Origin of the sequence: Pseudomonas nitroreducens (assembly GCF_010994165.1) — a bacterium.
Classification (GTDB): domain Bacteria; phylum Pseudomonadota; class Gammaproteobacteria; order Pseudomonadales; family Pseudomonadaceae; genus Pseudomonas; species Pseudomonas nitroreducens.
The window spans coordinates 262,888-285,875 of record NZ_WMBX01000006.1; the positions used below are offsets into that span (position 1 = coordinate 262,888).

Here is a 22,988-nt window from a genome sequence, read left to right on the forward strand (position 1 = left end):
CATGACCAGTCGCCTGCTCTACGTGATGGACCCGATGTGCTCCTGGTGCTGGGGCTTTGCCCCGGTTGCCCAGGCACTGGTAGAGCAGGCGCGCGCCGCCGGCGTGCCGCTGGCACTGGTGATGGGTGGCCTGCGCACGGGGCAGGGCGCGGCATTGGAGCCGACCACCAAGCGCTACATCCTCGAACACTGGGAAGCGGTGCACCGTGCCACTGCCCAGCCGTTCCGCTTCGAAGACGCGCTGCCTGATGGCTTCGTCTACGACACCGAGCCGGCCTGCCGCGCCATCGTTACCGCGCGCCGCCTCGATGAAGACTGCGCCTGGGCGCTGGTCGGCGAAATCCAGCGGGCCTTCTATGTGCAAGGCCGCGATGTCACCCAGGCCAGCGTGCTTACCGAACTGGCCGAACAGGTCGGCCTGCCGCGCATCGAATTCGCCGAAGCCTTCGACAGCCAGGATAATCACCTGGCAACGCTCGCCGACTTCTCCTGGGCCCGCGACCTGGGCATCGCCGGTTTCCCCACGCTGCTGGCCGAGCGCGATGGCCAACTGGCCCTGCTGACCAACGGCTACCAGCCGCTGGGCGAACTCGCGCCGCTGCTGGCGCGCTGGCTGGAGCGTGGGCGGCATGCCTGAGCTGTCCGCTGACCGCCTGAGCTGGGCGGAGATTCGCCGGCTCGCTTTCCGTCATCGCAAGGCCCTGCTCCTCGCCAACCTGGTCGCCGTGCTGGCCACCGCCTGCAGCGTGCCGATCCCGCTGCTGCTGCCGCTGCTGGTGGACGAAGTGCTGCTGGGCAAGGGCGACGCTGCCCTCCAGGTGATGAACCTCTGGCTGCCCGCCGGCTGGCACAAGCCCGCCGGCTACATCGGCCTGATGCTGCTGGTGACCCTGGTGCTGCGCAGCTGCGCGCTGGTGTTCAACGTGCTGCAGGCCAAGCTGTTCGCGCGGCTGTCCAAGGACGTGGTGTACCGCATACGCTTGCGCCTGATCGAGCGCCTGAAGCGCATCGCCCTGAGCGAGTACGAGATTCTCGGTGGCGGCTCGGTCAGCGCACACCTGGTGACCGATCTCGACACCCTCGACAAGTTCGTCGGCGACACCCTGAGCCGCTTCCTGGTGGCGTTGCTGACCCTGTGCGGCACCGCCGGCATCCTGATCTGGATGCACTGGAAGCTGGCACTGCTGATCCTGCTGTTCAACCCGCTGGTGATCTTCGCCACGGTGCAACTGGGCAAGCGCGTGAAGCACCTGAAGAAGCTGGAGAACGACAGCACCTCGCGCTTCACCCAGGCCCTGACCGAAACCCTCGAAGCCATCCAGGAAGTGCGCGCCGGCAATCGCCAGGGCTTCTTCCTCGGCCGCCTCGGCGTGCGCGCCCGCGAAGTGCGTGACTATGCCGTCGCCTCGCAATGGAAGAGCGATGCCGCCGGGCGCGCCAGCGGCCTGCTGTTCCAGTTCGGCATCGACCTGTTCCGCGCTGCGGCCATGGTCACCGTGCTGTTCTCGGACCTGTCCATCGGCCAGATGCTGGCGGTATTCAGCTACCTCTGGTTCATGATCGGCCCGGTCGAGCAATTGCTCAGCCTGCAATACGCGTATTACGCCGCCGGCGGTGCGCTGGCGCGGATCAACGAGCTGCTGGCCCGCGCCGATGAACCGCATTACGAACATCGCCGCGATCCGTTCGCCGGGCAGAACAGCGTCGGCATCCAGGTGCGCGACTTGAGCTTTGCCTACCGCGATGAGCTGGTGCTGGACGGTCTCGACCTGGATATCGCCCCCGGCGAGAAGGTTGCCATCGTCGGCGCCAGCGGCGGTGGCAAAAGCACCCTGGTGCAGTTGCTGCTGGGCCTCTACCAGCCGCAGTCCGGGACCATCCGCTATGGCGGCGCGGCGCTGGAGGAGATTGGCCTGGACTGCGTGCGCGAGCATGTCGCCGTGGTCCTTCAGCATCCGGCGCTGTTCAACGACACGGTGCGCGCCAACCTGACCATGGGCCGCGAGCGCGGCGACGAAGCCTGCTGGCGCGCCCTGGAAGTGGCGCAGCTGGCGGACACCATTCGCGCCCTGCCACAGGGGCTGGACAGCGTGGTCGGGCGTTCCGGCGTACGCCTCTCCGGCGGCCAGCGGCAGCGCCTGGCGATCGCTCGCATGGTGCTCGCCGAGCCGAAGGTGGTGATCCTCGACGAGGCTACCTCGGCGCTGGATGCCGCCACCGAATATGCCCTGCACCAGGCTCTGCAGCGCTTCCTCGAAGGCCGCACCACGCTGATCATCGCCCACCGCCTGTCCGCGGTGAAACAGGCCGACCGCGTGCTGGTGTTCGACGGTGGGCGCATCGCCGAGGACGGTGATCACCAGCAACTGATCGCCGAAGGCGGGCTCTACGCTCGCCTGTATGGCCACCTGCAGCAGGGCTGATCAGCCGTAGCGGGTGACTTCGAGGAAGGCCACGCAATTCCCCAGATCGTGGAAGACCCGCGCGCCGCCAATGTCGTTGTAGGGAATGCCCAGCAGCAGGTCGAGCAGGCAGGCGTCGCTGCGGTAATGCGGGCGCCAGTCGAGCAGCCCTTCGAGGTAGGCGATGTCCGGCACGCCGGGCAGGAAGTTGCCCATCAGCAGGCGACCGCCAGGCAGCAGGCGGGCGAACAGGTTGCGCGTCAGGTCGCGGGCGTCGTGGTCGTCGAGCACTTCGTACAGGCCGGGGGAGTAGATCAGATCGAAGCGGGTGAGGTCGGGGCGGCCGTAGAACAGGTCGTCCAGGGTGCACTGCTGCGTCAGCACACCGAGCGCGGCGTAGCAGGCCTCCACGGTCTGCAGCGACAGTGTCTGGGGGTCGAGGGCAACGAACTCGCGGAACTGACCGTGGCGCAGCGAGCGTGCCAGCTCGACCTCGCGCAGGTGTCCGCAGCCCACGCAGAGGATGCGCGCCTGGCCGCTGAGCTGATCGCAGCAGCGGTCGATCTCTCGCGCCAGCAATTGGCGGCGCGAGCGCAGTGCGCGAGACGCAGGGGCGGAGCTGGCGTAGCGGAACAACTCATCGGTTGGTCCGTCGGGCAGCAGTGAGCGTAGGGTGCTGTCGATGCCGTAGAGATAGTCCATCAGCACGACGTTGCCGGCGCCTTCTCCCATCGGCCGTTCACGGCGCCGGGGGAAGGGCACCACACGCGGTGCTGCGGCCGGCGGCGCGCCACCCGTGGCGAGCGCCAGCAGGTCGGCCTCGTCATCCCTCAGGTGACGCAGATGCTGTTCGAGTTGCTCGATGGCTTCGGTAAGCGAGTTCGGATTCTGCTGGGTGCCGTTGTCCATGCCGTCCACCTGAGAGAATGCTCAGTGATAAGAATGCGCCACCGGCCTGGCCGGTGATCCGTCCAACACCTTAGGGGGCAGTTGGCCCCGGGCCATCATCTGAATGAATGACGGCCGCGAAAACTCAGCGCTGCCCGAGCCGCACCAGCAGGCTGACCAGTTCGGCCTGGCGGCTGGTGTTGGTCTTGCGGAACAGCGCGCGCAATTGGCTGCGTACCGTATTGATCGAGGTGCCGAGCTGGTCGGCGCAGTGTTCGGGTGTCAGGCCGCGTACCAGCAGGGCGCCCAGGCGCTGTTCGGCCGGGGTGAGGCCGAACAGGTCGCCCAGCAGACCGCTCTGGCGGTGCGCATCGAGCAGCGCCAGCAGCACCAGCGGGCGCTGGAAGGGCTGGTTGAAGCTTGCTTCGGCAGGCACCGGGGTGACCAGCAGTTCCTCCCCGCTGCCATCGTCCAGCGGTAGCCAACCGGCCTTTGCCTTGCCGGCGCGTGGCGCGGCCTGGCGCACCAGCGCCTGGAGCCTCGCGTCGTGCTGGCGGCAGTGCAGGCGGCCGAAGACTTCATGGAACAGCCCGGCGCGCTGCCCGAGCCGTTGCTGCGCCGCCTGGTTGGCGTAGAGCACGCGGGCATTGCCCTCCAGCAGCCACAGCGAGGTGGGGAGCCGGTCCAGCAGCAGGTCGCGGTGGGCCAGTTGCTGGCGCATCTCGTCGATGCGTCCGAACATCCGTGCCGCACGGGTCAGATGCTCGCTCAGGCGGGTCAGCAAGGTTTGTTCCTGCGTATCGGGATAGCGAGCGCCGAGGCTGGTCAGCACCGACAGGTAGACGCCGGAGTTGGCCTGTTCGTTGAGCTTGAGGCAGGACACGTTGTGCATGCCGTTGGGGCGCTGGAACTCCTGGTAGTACGGATCGCGGGCGATGCGCTGCGGGCCGTACTCCTCGCGGTCGTGGTACCAGTGGCCTACCGGGCGGTGGAGCATGAACCCCTTGGACGGGTCGATGGTGCAGAACTCGCGGTTATAGGTTTCGATGGCGCCGGGATCGCAGAGGTTGATCTCGCTCGCCAGCGCGCCGCTCTCGGTCTGGTCCCAGAACAGCAGGGCGCCTTGCTGACGGCCGCTGGCGCAGATCAGTCCGGTGAGCAGCGGCAGCCAATTGGCCTCATCGAGCACGCACTCGTAGGTCAGGCCCACCAGCCGGTCGTACTGCGTCTCCATATCCCGCTGCGGCATGGTCGCTCCATCGGTTGCTCGCGGATTGCACTTTGCACGATCGACTGAGGTATGGCACATGGCCTTAGCTGTCGCAAGGCCACTAATCGGCTGTTCGGGGCTAGTACCTGGCAGGCGGCCAAGGCGTTTTCCCTGCACGTTCCCGACATTTTCCGCCGGACGGCGGGTATCTAGCCGACCAAGCGTCATGCCGTCTGGTTTGTGGATTTCCCGTGATCGGCTAGAAGTTAAGAAGGGGCGGCCTGACAGAGATGTCCCCGAGGCGGAGAGGGTAACTCCGCCCTGTGGCCTGGCAGGGATCAGAAGAGGGAAGTCGAAACTGGTTATGGATGCAATGGGACTCTTGCCGACCCGGCGTACGACGCGTCTGCTCAAGCTGGTCTGGCCCTTCATGGTCGTGGTCCTGCTGCAGACGCTGATCGGCAGCGGCAGCTTCTTCATCCTCTCTGGCGTGCGCGCTTACGTCGGCGGTGAGAGCCTCTGGTCAAAGGGTCAGAAGGACGCCATCCATTACCTGCAACTCTACGGCCAGAGTCGGGACAGCGCGGATTACGCGCGTTACCGCGCCGCCATCGCCATTCCCCAGGGCGACCGGACCTTCCGCGCCGCCCTTGACCTCAATCAACCGGACTTTGCGCTGGCTCGCGCCGGAGCGTTGCAGGGCGGTATCCATCCCGACGACATTGGCGTGCTGATCTGGCTGTACCGCTACTTCCACGAGTACAGCTACTTCGATCAGGCGGTGAAGATGTGGATCATCGGCGACGCCTATCTCGATCAGTTGGAGCAACTGTCCGAGGAGATGAATGCGAGGATCCGCGCCAATGACGTCCGCCCCGGCGACCTGAGCTACTGGAACAGCCGTATCCAGGCGATCAACGACGGCGTCACACCGGCGGCCATGGCCTTCTCGGCCGCGCTGGGGCAGGGCTCGCGGATGATCATGTGGGTGCTGCTGGTCACCAACGGCGTCACTGGCCTGGCGCTGATCCTTCTGGCCGTGTGGCGCACGCGCAAGCTTCTGCACCAGCAACGCGCCTTCGAAAGTGCCCTGGACACTGAGCGGGAGCGCGCGCAGACCACCCTTGCGGCCATCGGCGACGGGGTGGTCACCCTCGACGAACATGAGTGCATCGCCTACTTCAACCCCGCGGCGGAGCGCCTGATCGGCTGGGACAATTCCATGGCCGTCGGCCTGCCGCTGCGCTCGTTGCTACGGGTGCTCGACGAGAGCTCCCAGGTTGAGGGCCTGCCGCTGGTCGGGCAGATCCTGCGTGGCGAAGTGGACGGCGGCAGCGAGACCAGCAAGCTGATCCAGCGCCTGGATGGCACCAGTGTGGCGGTGACCCTGGTGGCCACGCCGATCCATGCCGACAGGCGGGTGGTCGGCGTGGTGCTGGTGCTGCACGACATGACCCGCGAGCGCCAGTACATGGCCAGCCTCTCCTGGCAGGCGACCCACGACGCGCTGACCGGCCTGACCAACCGCCGCGAATTCGAATTCCGCCTCAAGCAGGCGCTGGAAAGCTCGGCGGACTCCCACGACCAGCATTCGCTGATGTACCTGGACCTGGACCAGTTCAAACTGGTCAACGACACCTGCGGCCACGCCGCCGGCGACGAACTGCTGCGCCAGGTCTGCTCGGTGTTGCAGCAGTGCCTGCGTGACGGCGACACCCTCGCGCGCCTTGGTGGCGACGAGTTCGGCATCCTACTGGAGCATTGCCCGCCGGACATGGCGGTGCAGATCGCCGAGCGCATCCGCCTGACCGTCCAGGCCCTGCATTTCATGTGGGAAGGCCGTGGCTTCAACATCACCGTGAGCATCGGTGTGGTGCACATTTCCGCCATGCTGGTGTCGGTGGAGGAGGCGCTGCGCTGCGCCGACATGGCCTGCTACATGGCCAAGGAGAAGGGCCGCAACCGAGCCCAGGTGTTCCGCCCGGATGACACCGAGTTGTCCAACCGCGTCGGCGAAATGGCCTGGGTGCAGCGCATCCGCCTGGGGCTGGAGGAAGAGCGCTTCTGTCTCTACGCCCAGTCGATCTTCCCGGTCGACGACCGTGTGATGGAAGGCGCACACGTCGAGTTGTTGCTGCGCCTGAACGACGAGTGCGGCCGGCTGGTGGCGCCGATCAACTTCATCCCCGCCGCGGAACGCTACGGCCTGATGCCGGACATCGACCGCTGGGTGGTCGAGAACGCCTTCCGGACCCTGGCCGAGCGCATCGTCGATGGTGGTTACGAACCGATCCACACCTGCGCCATCAACCTCTCCGGCGCTACCATCGGTGACGACACCTTCCTCGACTTCCTCCGCGAGTTGCAGCCGCGCTACGGCATCGAGCCGTCAAGCGTGTGCTTCGAGATCACCGAGACCAGCGCCATTGCCAACCTGGTCAACGCCACGCGCTTCATCCAGGAGCTCAAGGCCCTCGGGTACCGCTTCTCCCTGGACGATTTCTGCGCCGGCATGTCCTCCTTCGTCTACCTCAAGCATCTGCCGGTGGACTATCTGAAGATCGATGGCAGTTTCATCAAGGACATGCTCGAAGACCCCATCGACCGTGCCATGGTCCAGGTGATCAACCAGATCGGCCACGTGATGGGCAAACGCACCGTGGCGGAGTTCGTCGAAACGCAGGAAATCCTTGAAGTCCTGCGCGAAATAGGCATCGACTACGCCCAGGGTTACGGCCTGGCTCGGCCGCAACCCTTCAATCGCAGCTTCCTGCGTGAGACGCACGTCTCAGTCGTGGCAACCGACACAACCTCCGGACGGTGACGCGCAGCCTATAGGGGACTAACCTGAGGCCTGATTTACCGGTGCTCGCATGGATCGACCAGCACGGAGCCTTGGATGAACGACACCTTTGTTCGAAGTGGGCCGCTCAAGGAGCTTTCCAGTTATCCGCACTGGGCGCAACGCCTGGTGCAGGAGTGCGAGACCAGCCGCCTGGCGGTGGTGGGCCATCCACTCTACGCTCGCATGCGAGACGGCCACCTGAGCCGGCAGACCATGCGCGCCTTCCTCATCGGCGGCTGGCAGGTAGTCGAGCAGTTCCCCCTGTACATGTCCCAGAACCTGCTCAAGACGCGCTTCGGCCGCAGCCCCGGCGAAGACATGGCGCGGCGCTGGTTGATGCGTAACATTCGCGTCGAACTCAATCATGCTGATTACTGGCTGCACTGGGCCGAGGCTTACGGCGTGACCCTCGCCGAGCTCAAGGCGCAATTGGTGCCGGCGGAGCTGCACGCCCTCGGTCATTGGTGCTGGCACACCTGCGCTACCGACGATCTGGCGCTGGCGATGGCGGCCACCAATTACGCCATCGAAGGTGCGACGGGGGACTGGTCGGCACTGGTCTGTTCCCTGGATACCTACGAACGCACCCTTCCGAGTGGCGCCCGCAAGGACGCCATGCGCTGGCTGAAGATGCACGCCCGCTACGATGACGATCACCCCTGGGAAGCGCTGGAGATCATCTGTACCCTCTGTGGCCCGCAGGTGCCGGTGCCGCGTGTGCTGGCGCTGCGCGAGGCCGTCTGCAAGAGCTACGGCTACATGCGCATGTTCCTTGACCACTGCCTCGCGCTGGAACAGGCGCAGGGCGGGGCGCGGCGCACTGCTTCGATGAAGGCGGCGGGGTAGTCTTCATCCGCGCTCAGGTCTCTGTCGGCATGGGAGCGGGGTGATGCCATCCCCTCACCCTGGCTGTGCACCCTTTGCAGAGGGAAAGGGGGCGGTTCGGTGTGATGGCCTGCCTCGGTGCCTGCCGGATAGCCGCCTTAATGACCCTTTTCCCCGGGGGCACGCCGGGCGCCCCCTCTTTCTCGGCAGAGGGCCGAGGTTAGGGGCGCTTCCAGCGCTCGGTGATCCAGCTTCAAGGCACGAGAATGATCTTCTCGCTGCTGCCTTCGTTGATCTCGTGATAACGCTGGATACCCTCGCTCAGTGGCACTTCGCGCAGGCCGCCGGGCAGCGGCAGCCTGCCGTCGTCGAACCACTGGCCGAACTGACGCAGCATCGCGGCGCAGGCGACCGTGTCGTACAGCAGCGAATTCACCCCCACCACCGAACCGCCTCGGCGATACAGCGCCAGGGCCGGCAACTGCACGTGGCCGTCCACTGGCGCGGCGATGATAGCGATACGGCCGAAGGTGGCGAGGGCGGAAACGGCGGCCGGCAGCCAGAAACCGGTGGTATCGAAAATCACCTCGGCGCCGCCGGGGAAATGTTCGTCCACCTGCGCCGCCAGCGTTTCCGCGGAGTCCAGCAGGAGGCTCGGGATGCCTTGGGCCTGCAGTTCCACCTGCGACTCGGCGCGCCGCACTGCGCCCAGCACCTGCGCGCCTCGGGCCTTGGCCAGGGAGATGGCCGCCGCGCCGACAGCGCCGGAGCCGATCACCAGCAGGCGCGTCCCCTTGCCGACCTGGCTACGCTCCAGGGCATCCCAGGCGGTGGTGAAGGGGACGCCGCAGCTGGCGGCCTGGGCGAAGCTCATGCGCTCTGGCATCAGCGCCACGCCGCCGAGCGGTACGCTCATCAGTTGGGCGTGACTGCCATTGCGGGTGAAGCCCAGGCCCTTGCCGGTGCCCCAGACGGATTTGCCGAGCAGCTCGGTCGGGCCTTTCACCACGGTGCCGGCAAAGTCGCGGCCGGGCACGCGGGGCAGGGTCGTGTAGGGGAAGCGGCCGAGGACATTCTTGACGTCGCTGGGGTTCAGGCCGGCGGCGTGGACTTCCACCAGCACCTCGTCGGTGGCGGGCACCGGATCGGCGATTTCGGTGAAGCTCAGGGCGGCGAGGTCGCCGGTGCGGTCGAATTGCAGGGCTTTCATGGCACGGGTCCTTGGCAAGCAGTGGGAGATGGGATCAGTGGAACCAGCGGGTCAGCAGCGGCAGGGCGTTCTCGCCGATCTGCATGCCCAGCAGGCCGACCAGCGCCACCAGCGGCGGTGCTGGCGAACGGAAGTCGAGGAAGTGGTAGGCCAGGCCGACGGCAATGCCGATGGCCAGGGAGATCAGGTAGCTCATGTGTCCTCCGTGGATCGCTCCGGCGGCTGGATGGGATAGGGGCAGTCTAGGGACTGCTGGAGGGTGTCGCCGGTCAGGGACTTCGGAATATCGGACAGATGTCGGTGGGGAGTATGGGATGGGCGTGCACCCGCGTAGGAGCGGACTTCGTCCGCGATGTGCCTGCCTTGCTCTGAAGTTTCCTGCGTCGCTTCGGCGTGTGCTGATGGATTGGGTTTCGCCTCTCGGCGAGTCCCTTTTGTCAAACGCCACAAAAGGAACCAAAAAGTCTTGCCCCTCCATCCGGTTTTTCGCCTAGGCGAAAAATTCCCTCGTTGAAAGGGGGGGGGCCGGAGTGTGCGGATACTTCTCTGGAAGTCTTCCAGAGGCTGGAGCCAGAGCCGAAGCGTGGAGCATGCTTTTCCTGTAGGAGCGAGCTTGCTCGCGAACCCGCCCCGTGCCGGCGCTGATCGCGAATCACGAAGAAGCGCCGCTCCCGAAACGATGCGCTACCGGGCGCAATACTCCGAAGGCGCCACGCCCAGCTCGCGCCGGAACATCTCGCTGAAGCTCCCCGGCTGGTACCCCAGACCATGGGCGATCTGGCTCACCGGCATACCCTCGTTGAGTTGCGCCACCGCCGTGGCCAACTGCACCTGCCGCCGCCACTGGGCGAAGCCCATGCCCAGGCTGCGCTGGAACAGGCGGGCGAGGGTGCGCACGCTGGCGCCGGCGTCGGCGGCGTGCTGCTCGAAGGAAATCTCCTGGCTCGGCTCGGCCATCACCGTCAGGCACAGGTTCAGCAGGCGGCGGTCGGAATCCTCCGGCAACGGCACGCGCAGCAGCAGGCTTCGGGCCCTTTGCAGCTCGAGCACGGCCAGTTGCGACAGCGCCTGGTAGTAGTCAGTGTCTGGCTCGCGCTCGTGCTGCACCAGCGTGACGATCAGCTCGCGCAGCAGCCCGCCGACCTCGAATGCCTGCACCTGCTCACCCAGCGAGTCCGCCGTGCCCGGCCGCAGATAGATGTTGCGCATCTGCAGCTCGCTGACCACGCGGATGCCGTGGGGCACCTGGGGCGGCAGCCAGACGGCACGATTGGGCGGCACCAGCAGCGCTTCGGAGGGCGTCTCCAGCCACATCACCCCGGACATCGCATAGAGCACCTGCCCCCAGTCATGGGAGTGCGGCTCGATGTGCAGGCCGCGCGGATAGCTGCGGGCGAGGGCGCGCAGTGGAGCGGGCGTGGCGTCGAAATCGGGGGGAGCGGCGCGGGCCATGGGACGATTCGGGCAGGGGAGATGGGCCGCATGGTAGCCGCCGCGTGACGGCCTGACGAGTACGCGGCACTCGCACTGGCACGCCGGCGCTCCACCTTGTCACGAATTCTTTACGGTGCGGCGGCATGCCGCACGGGGCTTTGGGCGACGTAAGGATTTCTTGCCGCGCCGCGGCTCCCGTGGCCCCGGTAACGCCCCGCCGGTGGCTTGTTCCAAAGCGCCGCGACGGTTGTGATGAAGGTATTCCAAACGCCTGGACGGCCCCTGCGCCGAACCAGCCGATAACGACAACGAGGAGGCCGGATGAACGCCGTGACCAAGATCGAGCAACACAACCCCATCGGCACCGACGGCTTCGAGTTCGTCGAATTCACCGCCCCCGACGCCCAGGGCATCGAGCAACTGCGCCAGCTGTTCACCGGCATGGGCTTCACCGAGACCGCCAAGCACCGTTCCAAGGAAGTCTTCCTGTTCCAGCAGAACGACATCAACATCGTGCTCAACGGCAGCCCCACCGGCCACGTCCACGAGTTCGCCAGGAAGCACGGGCCGAGCGCCTGCGCCATGGCCTTCCGGGTGAAGAATGCCGCCCAGGCCGCCGCCTACGTCGAGTCCCAGGGCGCCAAGCTGGTAGGCAGTCACGCCAACTTCGGCGAGCTGAACATCCCCTGCGTCGAGGGCATCGGCGGTTCGCTGCTGTATCTCGTCGACCGTTATGGCGACAAGAGCATCTATGACGTCGACTTCGAGTTCATCGAAGGCCGCAGCGCCACCGACAACGCCGTCGGCCTGCTGTGCATCGACCACCTGACCCACAACGTCAAGCGCGGCCAGATGGACGTCTGGTCCGGCTTCTACGAGCGCATCGCCAACTTCCGCGAGATCCGCTACTTCGACATCGAAGGCAAGCTCACCGGCCTGCTGTCCCGCGCGATGACCGCGCCCTGCGGGAAGATCCGCATCCCGATCAACGAGTCGGCGGACGACAAGTCGCAGATCGAGGAATTCATCCGCGAGTACCACGGCGAAGGCATCCAGCACATCGCCCTGTCCACCAACGACATCTACGAAACCGTGCGCCAGCTGCGCGCCAACGGCGTGGACTTCATGAGCACCCCGGACACCTACTACGCGAAGGTCGATACCCGCGTCGCCGGCCACGGCGAATCCCTGAAGGACCTGCGCGATCTGAACATCCTGATCGACGGCGCGCCGGGCGACGACGGCATCCTGCTGCAGATCTTCACCAACACGGTGATCGGCCCGATCTTCTTCGAGATCATCCAGCGCAAGGGCAACCAGGGCTTCGGCGAGGGCAACTTCAAGGCCCTGTTCGAATCCATCGAGGAAGACCAGATTCGCCGTGGCGTGATCTCCGATCAGTAAATCGCTAGCAGGGTGGCTGCGCGTAGCGTGGCCACCCTCGGAGAAACGCCATGCTCACCCTGTACTCCTACTGGCGCTCCAGCGCCGCCTACCGTGTGCGCATCGCGCTTGGCCTCAAGGGCCTGGCCTACCGCCAGGTGCCCGTGCACCTGGTGAAGGACGGCGGCCAGCAGCACGCTGCCGACTACAAGGCGCTCAATCCCCAGGAACTGGTGCCGCTGCTGGTGGACGGCGAGGCGCGCATTGCCCAGTCCCTGGCCATCCTCGAATACCTCGACGAAACCCATCCGCAACCCGGCCTGCTGCCGCGCGATGCGCTGCAGCGTGCGCAGGTTCGTGCACTGTCCCTGCATATCGCCTGCGACATTCACCCGCTGAACAACCTGCGTGTGCTGCAGTACCTCAGCGGCCCGCTGGCGGTGGCGGACGAGGCGAAGACGGCATGGATTCGCCACTGGGTCGAAACCGGCCTGCACGCGCTGGAGGAGGGCGTAACCAACTGGAGCGGCCCGCTATCCCTCGGCGAGCGCCCCGGCTACTTCGAGGCCTGCCTGATTCCCCAGCTGTACAACGCCCGTCGCTTTGACTGCGACCTCTCCGGCTGCCCGCGCCTGCTCGCCATCGCCGCGCGCTGCGAGCTCCTCGAAGCCTTCCAGCAGGCCGCCCCGGAGGTGCAGCCCGACGCCCAGTAACCCTGTAAACCAGCCTTCCCGCTCCACCGCTCTTTAGCCTTGCCTTGCCCGCACCGCCTGGCCACAAGCCGGGCGGCCGAATCCCGTCACAGATAAAAACAACAGGTGACGCATGACGCGTGAAACTCAACACGCAGGCCAGCTCCAGCGCGGCCTGAAGAATCGCCATATCCAGCTGATCGCCCTCGGCGGCGCCATCGGTACCGGGCTGTTCCTCGGCTCGGCCGGGGTGCTCAAGTCCGCCGGCCCGTCGATGATCCTCGGTTATGCCATCGCCGGCTTCATTGCCTTCCTGATCATGCGCCAGCTCGGCGAAATGATCGTCGAGGAGCCCGTGGCCGGCTCCTTCAGCCACTTCGCGCACAAGTACTGGGGCGGCTTCGCCGGCTTCCTCTCGGGCTGGAACTGCTGGGTGCTGTACATCCTGGTGGGCATGTCGGAGCTCACCGCGGTGGGCAAGTACATCCACTACTGGTGGCCGGACGTGCCGACCTGGGCCACGGCGGCAGTCTTCTTCGTGGTGGTCAATGCGATCAACCTGTTCAACGTGAAGGCCTTCGGCGAGGCGGAGTTCTGGTTCGCCATCATCAAGGTCGCCGCCATCGTCGGCATGATCGCCCTGGGCTGCTACCTGCTGGCCAGCGGCACCGGGGGCGAGCAGGCAACCGTGAGCAACCTGTGGGCCCACGGCGGCTTCTTCCCCAATGGCATCAGCGGGCTGGTGATGGCCATGGCGATCATCATGTTCTCCTTCGGCGGGCTGGAGATGCTCGGCTTCACCGCCGCCGAGGCCGACCAGCCGAAAAAGGTGATCCCCAAGGCGATCAACCAGGTGATCTACCGCATCCTGATCTTCTACATCGGCGCGCTCACCGTGCTGCTCTCGCTGACCCCATGGGACAGCCTGCTGCAGACCCTCAACGCCTCCGGCGACTCCTACAGCGGCAGCCCCTTCGTACAGATCTTCTCGATGATCGGCAGCGGCACCGCGGCGCACGTGCTCAACTTCGTGGTGCTCACTGCCGCGCTGTCGGTCTACAACAGCGGCACCTACTGCAACGGCCGCATGCTGGTGGGCCTGGCGGAGCAGGGCGATGCCCCGCGCGCGCTGGCCAAGGTGGACAGCCGTGGCGTGCCGGTACGCTCGCTGATGGTCTCCGCGGCGGTGACCTTCCTCGCCGTGCTGGTGAACTACCTGGTGCCGGCCCGCGCGCTGGAGCTGCTGATGTCCCTGGTGGTCGCCGCGCTGGTGATCAACTGGGCGATGATCAGCCTGGCGCACCTGAAGTTCCGCGCGCACATGGATGCCGAGGGCAAGCGCAGCGCCTTCCGGGCCGTCGCCTATCCGGCGGCCAACTGGCTGTGCCTGGGCTTCGTGGTGTTCATCCTCGGCGTCATGCTGCTCACGCCGGGCATCCAGATCTCGGTCTACGCGATCCCGGTGTGGTTGCTGGTGATGTACGGTTGCTATCGCCTCAAGCGCCAGCCGGCGGCGCACAGCAGCGCCAGCGCCGCGCTGGCTGACTGACCTGGCGGCCTGATCCTACGTTGGGTCGAGCCGCGCGCGATTGACCGCGTGGCCCGATCCTTCCTAGAGTGACCGGGCCATTTTTCGTCAGAGGGATACTCATGAAAAAAGCACTTTGGCTGCTCGCGGCGGCCGTGCCGGTCATCCTCGTCGCTTGCGGCGGTGAAGAGAAGAAAGCACCCCAGGTCGATGCGCTGGTCCTGCCCGGCGACGCCAAGCTGGATTCGCGCAGCGTCTCGTACAAGTGCGAGGACGGCCGCAAGATCAGCGTGCAGTACCTGAACAAGGGCGACAACAGCCTGGCCGTAGTGCCGGTGACGGACGCCTCCAGCCTGGTCTTCGCCAACGTCATCTCCGCCTCCGGTGCGCGCTATGCCGCCGGGCAGTACGTCTGGTGGACCAAGGGCGAAGACGCGACCCTGTACAAGGACTGGAAAGGCGGCGAGCCCGCCGATGGCGTGGCCTGCAAGGAGCGTTGATGCTTCCTGCACTGCGCTGACGAAAAAGCCCGGCATTGGCCGGGCTTTTTCATGGGTGGATCAATCTGCGTCGACAACGGGAGCAGCCGCAGGATGGCGTGGAGCGCAGCGATACCCATCGATTCTTTGCGGCATCGCTGATGGGTATCGCAAGCTCCACCCATCCTCCGTCGAGCCAAATGATCAGAAAGTGAACTCCAGGTTCACCGTCGGCGTCGAGGTGCGGGTGCCACGCCCGCCATCCACGCCGAACTTGTTGTGCCAGTACTCGTAGCCCACGCCGAGCCACAGGTTCGGCTGGCGCTTGGTGCCGGGCAGGGTGGCGAACATCAGCGAGGTACGGACCAGCGTCTCCGGCGCGGTGTCGTTGTCGTTGTAGTCCTCGCCCTTCTCCCCGGTGTAGTTCAGGAAGCCCTGGAACTTCGCGCCGTGGTCGCCCAGCTGGAATGGCCGCAGCCAGGTCAGGTTGAGCATGTAGGTGGTATCGAAGGTGTGGTCCGGGTGTTTCGCGTTGGGGATGCCGGAGTGGTTCTTCTCGCGGTAGTAGAACAGCGAGAGGTCCAGCACGCCGGGGCCGTTGAACTTGATGGTCGGGCCGAACACCAGCGCGCGCTTCTTCGCCGAGCCCAGGTTGTTGTTGCGGCTGGCGTCGAAGCCGAAGGTGAAGGCGTGGTCCTTCACCAGGCCCTTGCCCTGCGGCAGGTCGAACACCCGCGAGGCGAACAGCTGGCTGCGGAATACCCCGTAGACCTCGCTGCTGCCGTGGTCGGTGCCCTTGCGCGGATCATCGCTGTCGGACTGCAGCACATCGAGGTGGAAGAAGTTGCTGCCGTAGCGGTAACCGTCGGCGTGGCTGAAGCTGAAGATGCGCTTGCTGATGTCGTGCGGGTTGTTCGGGTTGGTGAAGCCCTTGCCGTAGCGGAAGCCCAGCGTGTTGCTGGTCCACTCGAAGAAGCGATCGTCTTCGGCCTGCGCCATGCCCAGCGGGGCGAGGACCAGTGCAGTACCGAGGGCGAACCGGCGGCCGTTGCTCAGGCGGCGGCTGGAACGCGGTTGGGGGCGGGCGGCGCCAACGGCCGTCGTCGCGGATGAAACCATGCTGCACCTCTGTCTTTTTCTTGTTTTTGTGGCTGGGGGGCCGGCGTCCCGCAGGAGGAACTGCGGTCGGTGACAGGCTGGGTTCTAATGGTGAATTGATGACATTGCAAGAAAAACTTGTACACAAATTCGTATACAAAAATTGACGCAGAAGTCAGGAACGGGCGCTTCACGGCGGGCTAGATGGCTTCGGGACACCAGCGGCGCTGCGCGGTATCCTGACGTTCATTTCCACTTTGAATGCTTCCCATGCTGCAGATTTCCAACACCGTGCAGGTCCCCGACGCGGAGATCGAGCTGACTGCCATCCGCGCCCAGGGCGCCGGCGGGCAGAACGTCAACAAGGTGTCCAGCGCGGTGCATCTGCGCTTCGATGTGCGCGCCTCGTCCCTGCCGGAGTTCTACAAGGAACGCCTGCTCGCGCTCAGCGACCAGCGCATCACCAGCGACGGCGTGGTGGTAATCAAGGCGCAGCAGTTCCGGACCCAGGAACAGAATCGCGAGGACGCCCTCAACCGCCTGGTGGAGCTGATCCGCAGCGCCACGAAAGTGGAGAAGAAGCGCCGCCCGACCAAGCCGACGCTGGGCTCGAAGACGCGCCGGCTGGAGGGCAAGAGCAAGCGTGGGTCGATCAAGGCGGGGCGGGGGAAGGTGGACTTCTGAAGCGATAACGCGCCCTGCAGGAGCGCACCACACGCGCTCCTGCAGGAAACTCCAGTGGCGCCTCAGCGCACCAGCATCCCCGTGAATACATAGGCCTGCGCGAGGGTGATCAGCCCGATGAACGCGGCGAAGATCAGGCTGTGCTTGACCGTGAAGCGGAACAGGTCCGACTCGCGCCCGACCATGCCGGTGGCCGCGCAGGCCACGGCGATGGACTGCGGCGAGATCATCTTACCGGTCACCCCGCCGGTGGTGTTGGCGGCCACCAGCAGCGTGTCGCTCACGCCGAGTTGGTGCGCGGTGGTCGCCTGCAGCGAGCCGAACAGGGCATTGGATGAGGTGTCCGACCCGGTGAGGAATACCCCCAGCCAGCCGAGGAAAGGCGAGAAGAACGGGAAGGCCGCTCCGGTTCCGGCGAGCACCAGCGCCAGGGTGGTGGACATCCCCGAGTAGTTGGTGACGAAGGCGAAGGCCAGCACCATGCCGATGGTCAGTACCGGCCACTTCAACTCCTTCAGTGTCTCGCCGAAGGTTGCTGCGCCGCTCTTCGCGCCAATACGCAGGATGGCCATGGAGACCAGCGCCGCAAGGAAGATCGCCGTGCCGCTGGCCGAGACCAGGTCGAACTTGTAGACCGCCGGCATCGGCGTCGGGTTGGCGACAATCGGCGCGGCCTTCAGTACCAGCTGGTCGAGGTAGGGCACGGCGATCACCGCCACCCAGCTTTCCAGCGCGCCGCCGGGCAGGAACAGCGCCTTGAACGGCTTCATGGTCCAGATGGTCACCAGCACCGTGAGGATCAGGAACGGCGACCAGGCCTTGAAGATCTGCCCGAAGCTGCACTGGGATTCGCGTTGCCTTCCGCCGCCTCCACCACCCAGGCCGCCGAGCGTCGTGGTGCCGTCGGCGTTGAGGCTGGAGAACTCCGTCTCACGCAGGTTCACCGGTTGCCACACCCGCAGGAACAGCGTCAGGCAGACCATGCTCAGCAGTGCGGAGGTGATGTCCGGCAGTTCCGGGCCGATGAAGTTGGAGGTGAGGAACTGGCTGATCGCGAAGGTACCGCCGGCCACCAGCAGCGCCGGCCAGGTTTCGCGCACTCCGCGCCAGCCGTCCATCATCGCCACCAGCCAGAACGGCACGATCACCGACAGGATCGGCAACTGCCGCCCGGCCATGGCGCCGATCTTGAAGGCATCCACGCCCGACACCTGCCCGGCGACGATGATCGGGATGCCCAGCGCACCGAAGGCCACCGGCGCGGTGTTGGCGATCAGGCACAGCCCTGCCGCATACAGTGGGTTGAACCCCAGGCCGACCAGCAGCGCCGCGGTGATCGCCACCGGTGCGCCGAAGCCCGCCGCGCCTTCGAGAAACGCGCCGAAGGAGAAGCCGATCAGCACCACCTGCAAACGCTGGTCAGTGGTGATCGCCAACACCGAGCTGCGGATGATCTCGAACTGCCCGCTTTTCACCGTCAGCTTGTAGAGGAACACTGCGGCCACGATGATCCAGGCGATCGGCCAGAGCCCGTAGAAGAAACCGTAGATCGCCGAGGCCAGCGCCTTGTCCACCGGCATGTGGTAGACGGTGACGGCGATCAGCAGCGACAGCAGCAGGGTGATCGCCCCCGCGATGTGGCCCTTCAAGCGGAACACCGCCAGGGCGAGGAAGAAGAAGATGATCGGCACGAGGGCCGCCAGTGCCGACAGCCCGAGGCTGCCGAGTGGGGTGTAGAGCTGTTGCCAGGTTTGCATGGGGATTGTCCCTTGTTGTTGTGGATGCACACGGCAAAGCGTCAGCGGTGGATAACTTTTGTCGGTGGTGCGTTGGACGGCGGTCGGCGATGTGCCGGCGCCCATGGAAAAAGCCCCGGCACGCGGCGCGTAGCGGGGCTTCTGAACAACGAGGCGGGCAAGCTTTCGCGGGGGTCGCCGCCGGCCCGCTTGAAGCCGACGGCGACTGCAGCCCGGACGCTGGGCACCTGACGCCAGAGCCGCGTGGACGACTTCACAGCGCCGCCACGCCTGCGCTGGCGACCTGCGCATCTTCCCCGGCTTTCACGCCGGAGACGCCGACCGCGCCGATCACCTGGCCTTCGACGACGACCGGCACGCCGCCTTCGAGCGAAGTGATCAGCGGCGCGCTGACGAAGGCCACGCGGCCGTTGTTGACCATGTCCTCGTAACCCTTGGTTTCACGCCGGCCCAGCGCCGCGCTGCGGGCCTTTTCGGTGGCGATGTAGGCACTGGCCGGCGCGCAGCCGTCGAGGCGCTCCAGGGCCAGCGGGTGGCCGCCGTCGTCCACTACCACGATGGACACCGCCCAGTGATTGCGCTGCGCCTCATCGCGGGCGGCGGCGAGGATGCGGCCGACCTCCTGCTGGGTCAGAACGGCTTTGTTGAGCATGCTTGCACCTCGCCTTGAGAGTGGGGTTGCGGCGCGTCGGCCAGCGCTTCCTCCACCAGTTCGATCCAGTGCCGAACCGGCGTGCGTCCCGCGCCGCCCAGGTGTGTCTGGCAGCCGATATTGGCGGTGACGATGACCTCGGGGTTGCCGCTTTCCAGTGCCTGCATCCGGTTGTCGCGCAGTCGCCTGGACAGCGCCGGCTGGGTCAGCGAATAGGTGCCGGCGGAGCCGCAGCACAGGTGGCTGTCCGGCACGCCGGTGAGGCTGAAGCCCAGGCGTGTGAGCACGCTTTCCACCGCGCCGCCAAGCTTCAGCGCGTGCTGCAGCGTGCAGGGGCAGTGGAAGGCCAGGCGGCGGTCGCCCTGCAGGTGGAGTTCTTCCAGCGGCTCGTCGCGCAGCACTTCGGAGAGGTCGCGGGACAGCTCGCTGATCCGCTTCGCCTTGGCGGCGTAAGCGGTGTCGTGTTCCAGCAGATGGCCGTAATCGCGGACGAAGGCGCCGCAGCCGCTGGCCGTCTGCACGATGGCCTCGGCGCCGGCTTCGATGGACGGCCACCAGGCGTCGATGTTCCGGCGGGCGCGCTCAAGGCCTTGCGCCTGGGCATTCAGGTGATAGTCCACGGCGCCGCAGCAACCGGCGTCCGCCGCCGGGATCACGCTGATGCCCAGGCGATCCAGCACCCGCGCTGCAGCGGCATTGGTGTTGGGCGACAGCGCCGGTTGCACGCAGCCTTCGAGCATCAGCATGCGCCGGGTGTGGTGTGGTTTCGGGCGTTCCACGGGCGGGTGCGGATGGCGCGGCAGTTTGCTCTGCAGGCTCTCCGGCAGCAGTGGGTAGAAGGTCCGCCCGGCCTTGGCCAGCGCGCCGAACAAAGCGGCATTCGGCACCACGGCGCGCAGGCCGCGACGCATCGCGCGCTCGCCGAAGGTTCGCGGCACCTGCTCCTCGACCACCGCGCGGCCGATGTCCAGCAGGTTGTGGTAGTCCACCCCGGAAGGGCAGGTGCTTTCGCAATTGCGGCAGCTCAGGCAGCGGTCCAGATGCTCGCGGGTGCTGGCGCTGGGATCAACGCCTTCGAGCACCTGCTTGATCAGGTAGATGCGCCCGCGCGGGCCGTCCAGTTCGTCGCCCAGCAACTGGTAGGTCGGGCAGGTGGCGGTGCAGAAGCCGCAGTGCACGCAGGAGCGCAGGATGCGCTCGGCTTCCTCGGCGCGCGGCAGGTGCCTGGCCTGTTCGCTCAGCTTGGTTTGCATCAGAGCTCCCTGTACATCCGGCCGGGGTTGAAGATGCCTTGCGGGTCCAACTGCTGCTTGAGGCTGCGGTGGTAGCGCAGCAGGGCGGCAGGCAGTGGATGGAACGCATCGTCACCCGGCGCGTAGCGAGTAGCGTGGCCGCCGAACTCGGCGACGCTGTGGCGGATCAGCTCGGCGTCCGCGTCGGACTTCAGCCAGCGCTGCGCACCGCCCCAGTCGATCAGTTGTTCACCCGGCAGGGCTATCGCCGGGGTTGCATTGGGCAGTGACAGCCGCCACAGCGTGCCGGGGCCGGCGAAGAAGCCGAGGCGCTGCTCGCGCAAGTCCTGCCAGTAGGTACTGTCGATCTCCTCGCCACCCAGGCGCAGGCGGGCGGAGCACACGGAGCCTTCGCCGCCTTCCAGACGCAGATGCAGCGCCGCTCCGTCGTGGCAGGCGGCGGTGATCGGGATCGGTTGCGCACCCCATTCCGCCAGTTCTCCCAGCGCCTGGTGAACGTCCATTTGCAGGCGCAGGCTGGCGCACATCCGGGGTTTGGGCAGCACCTTCATCGACACTTCGGTGATCAGCCCCAGGCAGCCGAAACTGCCGGCAAGCAAGCGGGAGAGGTCATAGCCGGCGACGTTCTTCATCACCTCGCCGCCGAAGCGCAGCAGCTTGCCATGGCCGGTGATCACCCGTGTGCCCAGCACGTAGTCGCGCACCGAGCCCGACCAGGGCCGGCGCGGGCCGGATATCCCGGCCGCGACCATGCCGCCGAAGGTTGCCGTGGAAAAGTCTGGTGGCTCGCAGGGCAGCATCTGCCCGGCGCCCTCCAGCGCCGCTTCGATCTCCGCCAGCGGCGTGCCGGCGCGGGCGGTGAGCACCAGCTCGGTCGGGTCGTAGCTGACGATGCCGCAATGGGCGCGGGTATCCAGCTCCACGCCGTTCACCGGGCGGCCGAGGAAGGCCTTGCTGTCACCGCCGCGAAGGCGCAGCGGCGTTCGAGCGTGGAGCGCTTGGTTCACCTGTTCGAGCAGGTCGGCACTGGCATCGGCCATCAGAAACGCTCCAGGTCGGGGAAGGGCAACTGGCCGTGGTGCACGTGCATGGCGCCGAATTCGGCGCAGCGGTGCAGGGTCGGGATGTTCTTGCCGGGGTTGAGCAGGCGGTCCGGGTCGAAGGCCGCTTTCACCGCATGGAACAGGGTCAGTTCGTCGCTGTTGAACTGCGCGCACATCTGGTTGATCTTCTCGCGCCCCACGCCGTGTTCGCCGGTGATGCTGCCGCCCACCGCCACGCAGAGTTCGAGGATCCTGCCGCCGATGGCCTCGGCGCGCTCCAGCTCGCCGGGCAGGTTGGCGTCGAAGAGGATCAGCGGGTGCATGTTGCCGTCGCCGGCATGGAATACGTTGGCCACGCGCAGGCCGAATTCCTTCGACAACTCGGCGATGCCGTGCAGCACGCGCGGCAGCTCGCGGCGCGGGATGGTGCCGTCCATGCAGTAGTAGTCCGGGGAGATGCGCCCCACCGCGGGGAAGGCGTTCTTGCGCCCGGCCCAGAAGCGCACGCGCTCGGCCTCGTCGCAGGCCAGCCGCACATCGGTGGCGCCGGCCGCGCGCAGCACGCCGTCGACGCGCTGGCAGTCGTCCTGTACGTCGGCTTCCACGCCGTCCAGTTCGCACAGCAGGATGGCCGCCGCGTCCACCGGGTAGCCGGCGTGGATGAAGTCCTCGGCGGCACGGATCGACAGGTTGTCCATCATCTCCAGCCCGCCGGGGATGATGCCGGCGGCGATGATATCGGCCACCGCGCGGCCGGCCTTTTCCACCGAATCGAAACTGGCCAGCAGCACCCGCGCCACCTGCGGCCGGGGCAGCAGCTTGACGGTGACCTCGGTGACGATGCCAAGCATGCCTTCGGAGCCGGTGAACAGCGCCAGCAGGTCGAAGCCGGGGCTGTCGAGGGCGTCGCTGCCCAACGTCAGGTGCTCGCCTTCGACGGTGAGGATGTCCACCTTCAGCAGGTTGTGCACGGTCAGGCCGTACTTGAGGCAATGCACACCGCCGGCGTTCTCGGCGACGTTGCCGCCGATGGAACAGGCGATCTGCGACGACGGATCGGGTGCGTAGTAAAGCCCGTGCGGCGCGGCGGCCTGGGAGATCGCCAGGTTGCGCACGCCGGGTTGCACGCGGGCGAAGCGGCCGGCGGTGTTCACTTCGAGGATACGGTTGAAGCGCGCCATCACCAGCAGGATGCCTTTCTCCAGCGGCAGCGCACCGCCGGACAGGCCCGTACCCGCGCCACGCGCCACCACCGGTACCTGGCGCGCATGGCAGAGCTTGAGCAGCGCCTGCACCTGCTCGATACGCTCGGGCAGCGCCACCAGCATCGGCACGCAGCGGTAGGCGGAGAGGCCGTCGCACTCATAGGGCTTCAAGTCTTCGGCGCGGTGCAGCAGTTCGAGGTCGGGCAGTGTCGCGCGTAGCTCGGCGAGCAGGGCGGACTTGTCGACGGCAGGCAGCGCGCCGTCGACGCGCTCGTCGTAGAGGATATTCATGGGCCACGGTGCTCTGATCTTGTTATTGGACGAGCCCGTCAGGCGGGCTTCATGAGCCACAGCGCCGTGAACATGCGGCCGCCGCTTCGCGGGCGTCCATCGGCTTTCA

The 22,988-nt window shown here is 66.4% G+C and carries 20 protein-coding genes; 9 read left to right on the plus strand and 11 right to left on the minus strand.

Translation table 11 applies throughout. The features are described from left to right. Position 1: 1 nt before the first annotated feature. A complete protein-coding gene (locus GJV37_RS25055) occupies positions 2 to 637 on the plus strand; it encodes a DsbA family protein (RefSeq protein ID WP_169887374.1) in 636 nt (211 codons plus the stop codon). After that, positions 630 to 2,423, plus strand: coding sequence for an ABC transporter ATP-binding protein (locus GJV37_RS25060; RefSeq protein WP_170859819.1), 1,794 nt, complete (start codon positions 630 to 632; stop codon positions 2,421 to 2,423). Before GJV37_RS25055 ends, GJV37_RS25060 begins: the two co-directional genes overlap by 8 nt. Here the strand turns inward: GJV37_RS25060 and GJV37_RS25065 are convergent, their stop codons facing one another. Then, the gene (locus GJV37_RS25065) at positions 2,424 to 3,311 is read right to left on the minus strand and encodes a class I SAM-dependent methyltransferase (RefSeq protein ID WP_193453039.1); all 888 of its coding nucleotides are present in this window, start codon (positions 3,309 to 3,311) and stop codon (positions 2,424 to 2,426) included. A gap of 124 nt (positions 3,312 to 3,435) precedes the next feature. Next, entirely contained in the window at positions 3,436 to 4,539 is a 1,104-nt protein-coding gene (locus GJV37_RS25070; protein ID WP_246228434.1) for a helix-turn-helix transcriptional regulator, read from the minus strand. Between the two features lie 334 nt (positions 4,540 to 4,873). Between GJV37_RS25070 and GJV37_RS25075 the strand changes: the two genes are divergently transcribed. Together GJV37_RS25075 and GJV37_RS25080 are read left to right on the plus strand one after the other, a co-directional pair. Next, the gene (locus GJV37_RS25075) at positions 4,874 to 7,324 is read left to right on the plus strand and encodes an EAL domain-containing protein (RefSeq protein ID WP_193453040.1); all 2,451 of its coding nucleotides are present in this window, start codon (positions 4,874 to 4,876) and stop codon (positions 7,322 to 7,324) included. Positions 7,325 to 7,399: 75 nt separating this feature from the next. Continuing rightward, the gene (locus GJV37_RS25080; RefSeq protein ID WP_024764366.1) at positions 7,400 to 8,191 is read left to right on the plus strand and encodes an iron-containing redox enzyme family protein; all 792 of its coding nucleotides are present in this window, start codon (positions 7,400 to 7,402) and stop codon (positions 8,189 to 8,191) included. Between the two features lie 232 nt (positions 8,192 to 8,423). Here the strand turns inward: GJV37_RS25080 and GJV37_RS25085 are convergent, their stop codons facing one another. The 3 genes from GJV37_RS25085 to GJV37_RS25095 form a co-directional block, all read right to left on the minus strand. Next, entirely contained in the window at positions 8,424 to 9,380 is a 957-nt protein-coding gene (locus GJV37_RS25085; RefSeq protein WP_038803412.1) for a quinone oxidoreductase family protein, read from the minus strand. A 34-nt stretch (positions 9,381 to 9,414) separates the two neighbouring features. Further along, the gene (locus tag GJV37_RS25090) at positions 9,415 to 9,576 is read right to left on the minus strand and encodes a DUF1427 family protein (protein ID WP_081754002.1); all 162 of its coding nucleotides are present in this window, start codon (positions 9,574 to 9,576) and stop codon (positions 9,415 to 9,417) included. Positions 9,577 to 10,064: 488 nt separating this feature from the next. Next, a complete protein-coding gene (locus GJV37_RS25095) occupies positions 10,065 to 10,832 on the minus strand; it encodes an AraC family transcriptional regulator (protein ID WP_024764365.1) in 768 nt (255 codons plus the stop codon). Between the two features lie 303 nt (positions 10,833 to 11,135). Here GJV37_RS25095 and hppD point away from each other — a divergent pair, with 303 nt between their 5' ends. The 4 genes from hppD (at position 11,136) to GJV37_RS25115 (ending at position 14,917) form a co-directional block, all read left to right on the plus strand. Beyond that, entirely contained in the window at positions 11,136 to 12,218 is a 1,083-nt protein-coding gene (hppD, locus tag GJV37_RS25100) for a 4-hydroxyphenylpyruvate dioxygenase (RefSeq protein WP_024764364.1), read from the plus strand. A gap of 50 nt (positions 12,219 to 12,268) precedes the next feature. After that, a complete protein-coding gene (maiA, locus tag GJV37_RS25105; protein ID WP_169887378.1) occupies positions 12,269 to 12,910 on the plus strand; it encodes a maleylacetoacetate isomerase in 642 nt (213 codons plus the stop codon). Positions 12,911 to 13,022: 112 nt separating this feature from the next. Then, positions 13,023 to 14,438, plus strand: coding sequence for an amino acid permease (locus GJV37_RS25110; protein ID WP_084359793.1), 1,416 nt, complete (start codon positions 13,023 to 13,025; stop codon positions 14,436 to 14,438). 101 nt (positions 14,439 to 14,539) lie between these two features. Next, on the plus strand, positions 14,540 to 14,917 hold the full coding sequence (locus GJV37_RS25115) for an MliC family protein (protein WP_024764361.1): 378 nt from the start codon (positions 14,540 to 14,542) through the stop codon (positions 14,915 to 14,917). 183 nt (positions 14,918 to 15,100) lie between these two features. On the opposite strand, the gene GJV37_RS25120 is transcribed toward GJV37_RS25115, so the two are convergent. After that, positions 15,101 to 15,895: a nucleoside-binding protein gene (locus tag GJV37_RS25120; RefSeq protein ID WP_226046570.1), complete on the minus strand. Its 795-nt coding sequence runs from the start codon at positions 15,893 to 15,895 to the stop codon at positions 15,101 to 15,103. Between the two features lie 369 nt (positions 15,896 to 16,264). Between GJV37_RS25120 and arfB the strand changes: the two genes are divergently transcribed. Next, entirely contained in the window at positions 16,265 to 16,678 is a 414-nt protein-coding gene (gene arfB, locus GJV37_RS25125) for an alternative ribosome rescue aminoacyl-tRNA hydrolase ArfB (RefSeq protein ID WP_170859821.1), read from the plus strand. 62 nt (positions 16,679 to 16,740) lie between these two features. On the opposite strand, the gene GJV37_RS25130 is transcribed toward arfB, so the two are convergent. The 5 genes from GJV37_RS25130 to glcD form a co-directional block, all read right to left on the minus strand. Continuing rightward, positions 16,741 to 18,435 carry a lactate permease LctP family transporter gene (locus GJV37_RS25130; protein WP_169887379.1) on the minus strand — a complete coding sequence of 565 codons (1,695 nt, stop codon included), beginning with the start codon at positions 18,433 to 18,435 and terminating at the stop codon, positions 16,741 to 16,743. 253 nt (positions 18,436 to 18,688) lie between these two features. Next, entirely contained in the window at positions 18,689 to 19,087 is a 399-nt protein-coding gene (locus GJV37_RS25135; RefSeq protein ID WP_024764357.1) for a heme-binding protein, read from the minus strand. Next, positions 19,066 to 20,340 (minus strand): glycolate oxidase subunit GlcF, encoded by a 1,275-nt coding sequence (gene glcF / locus GJV37_RS25140; protein WP_193453041.1) that lies wholly within the window; start codon positions 20,338 to 20,340, stop codon positions 19,066 to 19,068. Before glcF ends, GJV37_RS25135 begins: the two co-directional genes overlap by 22 nt. After that, a complete protein-coding gene (gene glcE / locus GJV37_RS25145; protein ID WP_193453042.1) occupies positions 20,340 to 21,380 on the minus strand; it encodes a glycolate oxidase subunit GlcE in 1,041 nt (346 codons plus the stop codon). The genes glcF and glcE overlap by 1 nt, the downstream gene beginning before the upstream one ends. Beyond that, complete coding sequence (gene glcD / locus GJV37_RS25150) at positions 21,380 to 22,879, minus strand: glycolate oxidase subunit GlcD (protein WP_193453043.1); 1,500 nt, start codon at positions 22,877 to 22,879, stop codon at positions 21,380 to 21,382. Before glcD ends, glcE begins: the two co-directional genes overlap by 1 nt. Between the last annotated feature and the right edge of the window lie 109 nt (positions 22,880 to 22,988).

What these genes read in the sequence shown, in the direction of transcription:
- GJV37_RS25055 (WP_169887374.1), top strand. Translation starts at nt 2, where the DNA reads ATGACCAGTCGCCTGCTCTACGTGATGGACCCGATGTGCTCCTGGTGC.
- GJV37_RS25060 (WP_170859819.1), top strand. Translation starts at nt 630, where the DNA reads ATGCCTGAGCTGTCCGCTGACCGCCTGAGCTGGGCGGAGATTCGCCGG.
- GJV37_RS25065 (WP_193453039.1), bottom strand. Translation starts at nt 3,311, where the DNA reads ATGGACAACGGCACCCAGCAGAATCCGAACTCGCTTACCGAAGCCATC.
- GJV37_RS25070 (WP_246228434.1), bottom strand. Translation starts at nt 4,539, where the DNA reads ATGCCGCAGCGGGATATGGAGACGCAGTACGACCGGCTGGTGGGCCTG.
- GJV37_RS25075 (WP_193453040.1), top strand. Translation starts at nt 4,874, where the DNA reads ATGGGACTCTTGCCGACCCGGCGTACGACGCGTCTGCTCAAGCTGGTC.
- GJV37_RS25080 (WP_024764366.1), top strand. Translation starts at nt 7,400, where the DNA reads ATGAACGACACCTTTGTTCGAAGTGGGCCGCTCAAGGAGCTTTCCAGT.
- GJV37_RS25085 (WP_038803412.1), bottom strand. Translation starts at nt 9,380, where the DNA reads ATGAAAGCCCTGCAATTCGACCGCACCGGCGACCTCGCCGCCCTGAGC.
- GJV37_RS25090 (WP_081754002.1), bottom strand. Translation starts at nt 9,576, where the DNA reads ATGAGCTACCTGATCTCCCTGGCCATCGGCATTGCCGTCGGCCTGGCC.
- GJV37_RS25095 (WP_024764365.1), bottom strand. Translation starts at nt 10,832, where the DNA reads ATGGCCCGCGCCGCTCCCCCCGATTTCGACGCCACGCCCGCTCCACTG.
- hppD (WP_024764364.1), top strand. Translation starts at nt 11,136, where the DNA reads ATGAACGCCGTGACCAAGATCGAGCAACACAACCCCATCGGCACCGAC.
- maiA (WP_169887378.1), top strand. Translation starts at nt 12,269, where the DNA reads ATGCTCACCCTGTACTCCTACTGGCGCTCCAGCGCCGCCTACCGTGTG.
- GJV37_RS25110 (WP_084359793.1), top strand. Translation starts at nt 13,023, where the DNA reads ATGACGCGTGAAACTCAACACGCAGGCCAGCTCCAGCGCGGCCTGAAG.
- GJV37_RS25115 (WP_024764361.1), top strand. Translation starts at nt 14,540, where the DNA reads ATGAAAAAAGCACTTTGGCTGCTCGCGGCGGCCGTGCCGGTCATCCTC.
- GJV37_RS25120 (WP_226046570.1), bottom strand. Translation starts at nt 15,895, where the DNA reads ATGGCGCAGGCCGAAGACGATCGCTTCTTCGAGTGGACCAGCAACACG.
- arfB (WP_170859821.1), top strand. Translation starts at nt 16,265, where the DNA reads ATGCTGCAGATTTCCAACACCGTGCAGGTCCCCGACGCGGAGATCGAG.
- GJV37_RS25130 (WP_169887379.1), bottom strand. Translation starts at nt 18,435, where the DNA reads ATGCAAACCTGGCAACAGCTCTACACCCCACTCGGCAGCCTCGGGCTG.
- GJV37_RS25135 (WP_024764357.1), bottom strand. Translation starts at nt 19,087, where the DNA reads ATGCTCAACAAAGCCGTTCTGACCCAGCAGGAGGTCGGCCGCATCCTC.
- glcF (WP_193453041.1), bottom strand. Translation starts at nt 20,340, where the DNA reads ATGCAAACCAAGCTGAGCGAACAGGCCAGGCACCTGCCGCGCGCCGAG.
- glcE (WP_193453042.1), bottom strand. Translation starts at nt 21,380, where the DNA reads ATGGCCGATGCCAGTGCCGACCTGCTCGAACAGGTGAACCAAGCGCTC.
- glcD (WP_193453043.1), bottom strand. Translation starts at nt 22,879, where the DNA reads ATGAATATCCTCTACGACGAGCGCGTCGACGGCGCGCTGCCTGCCGTC.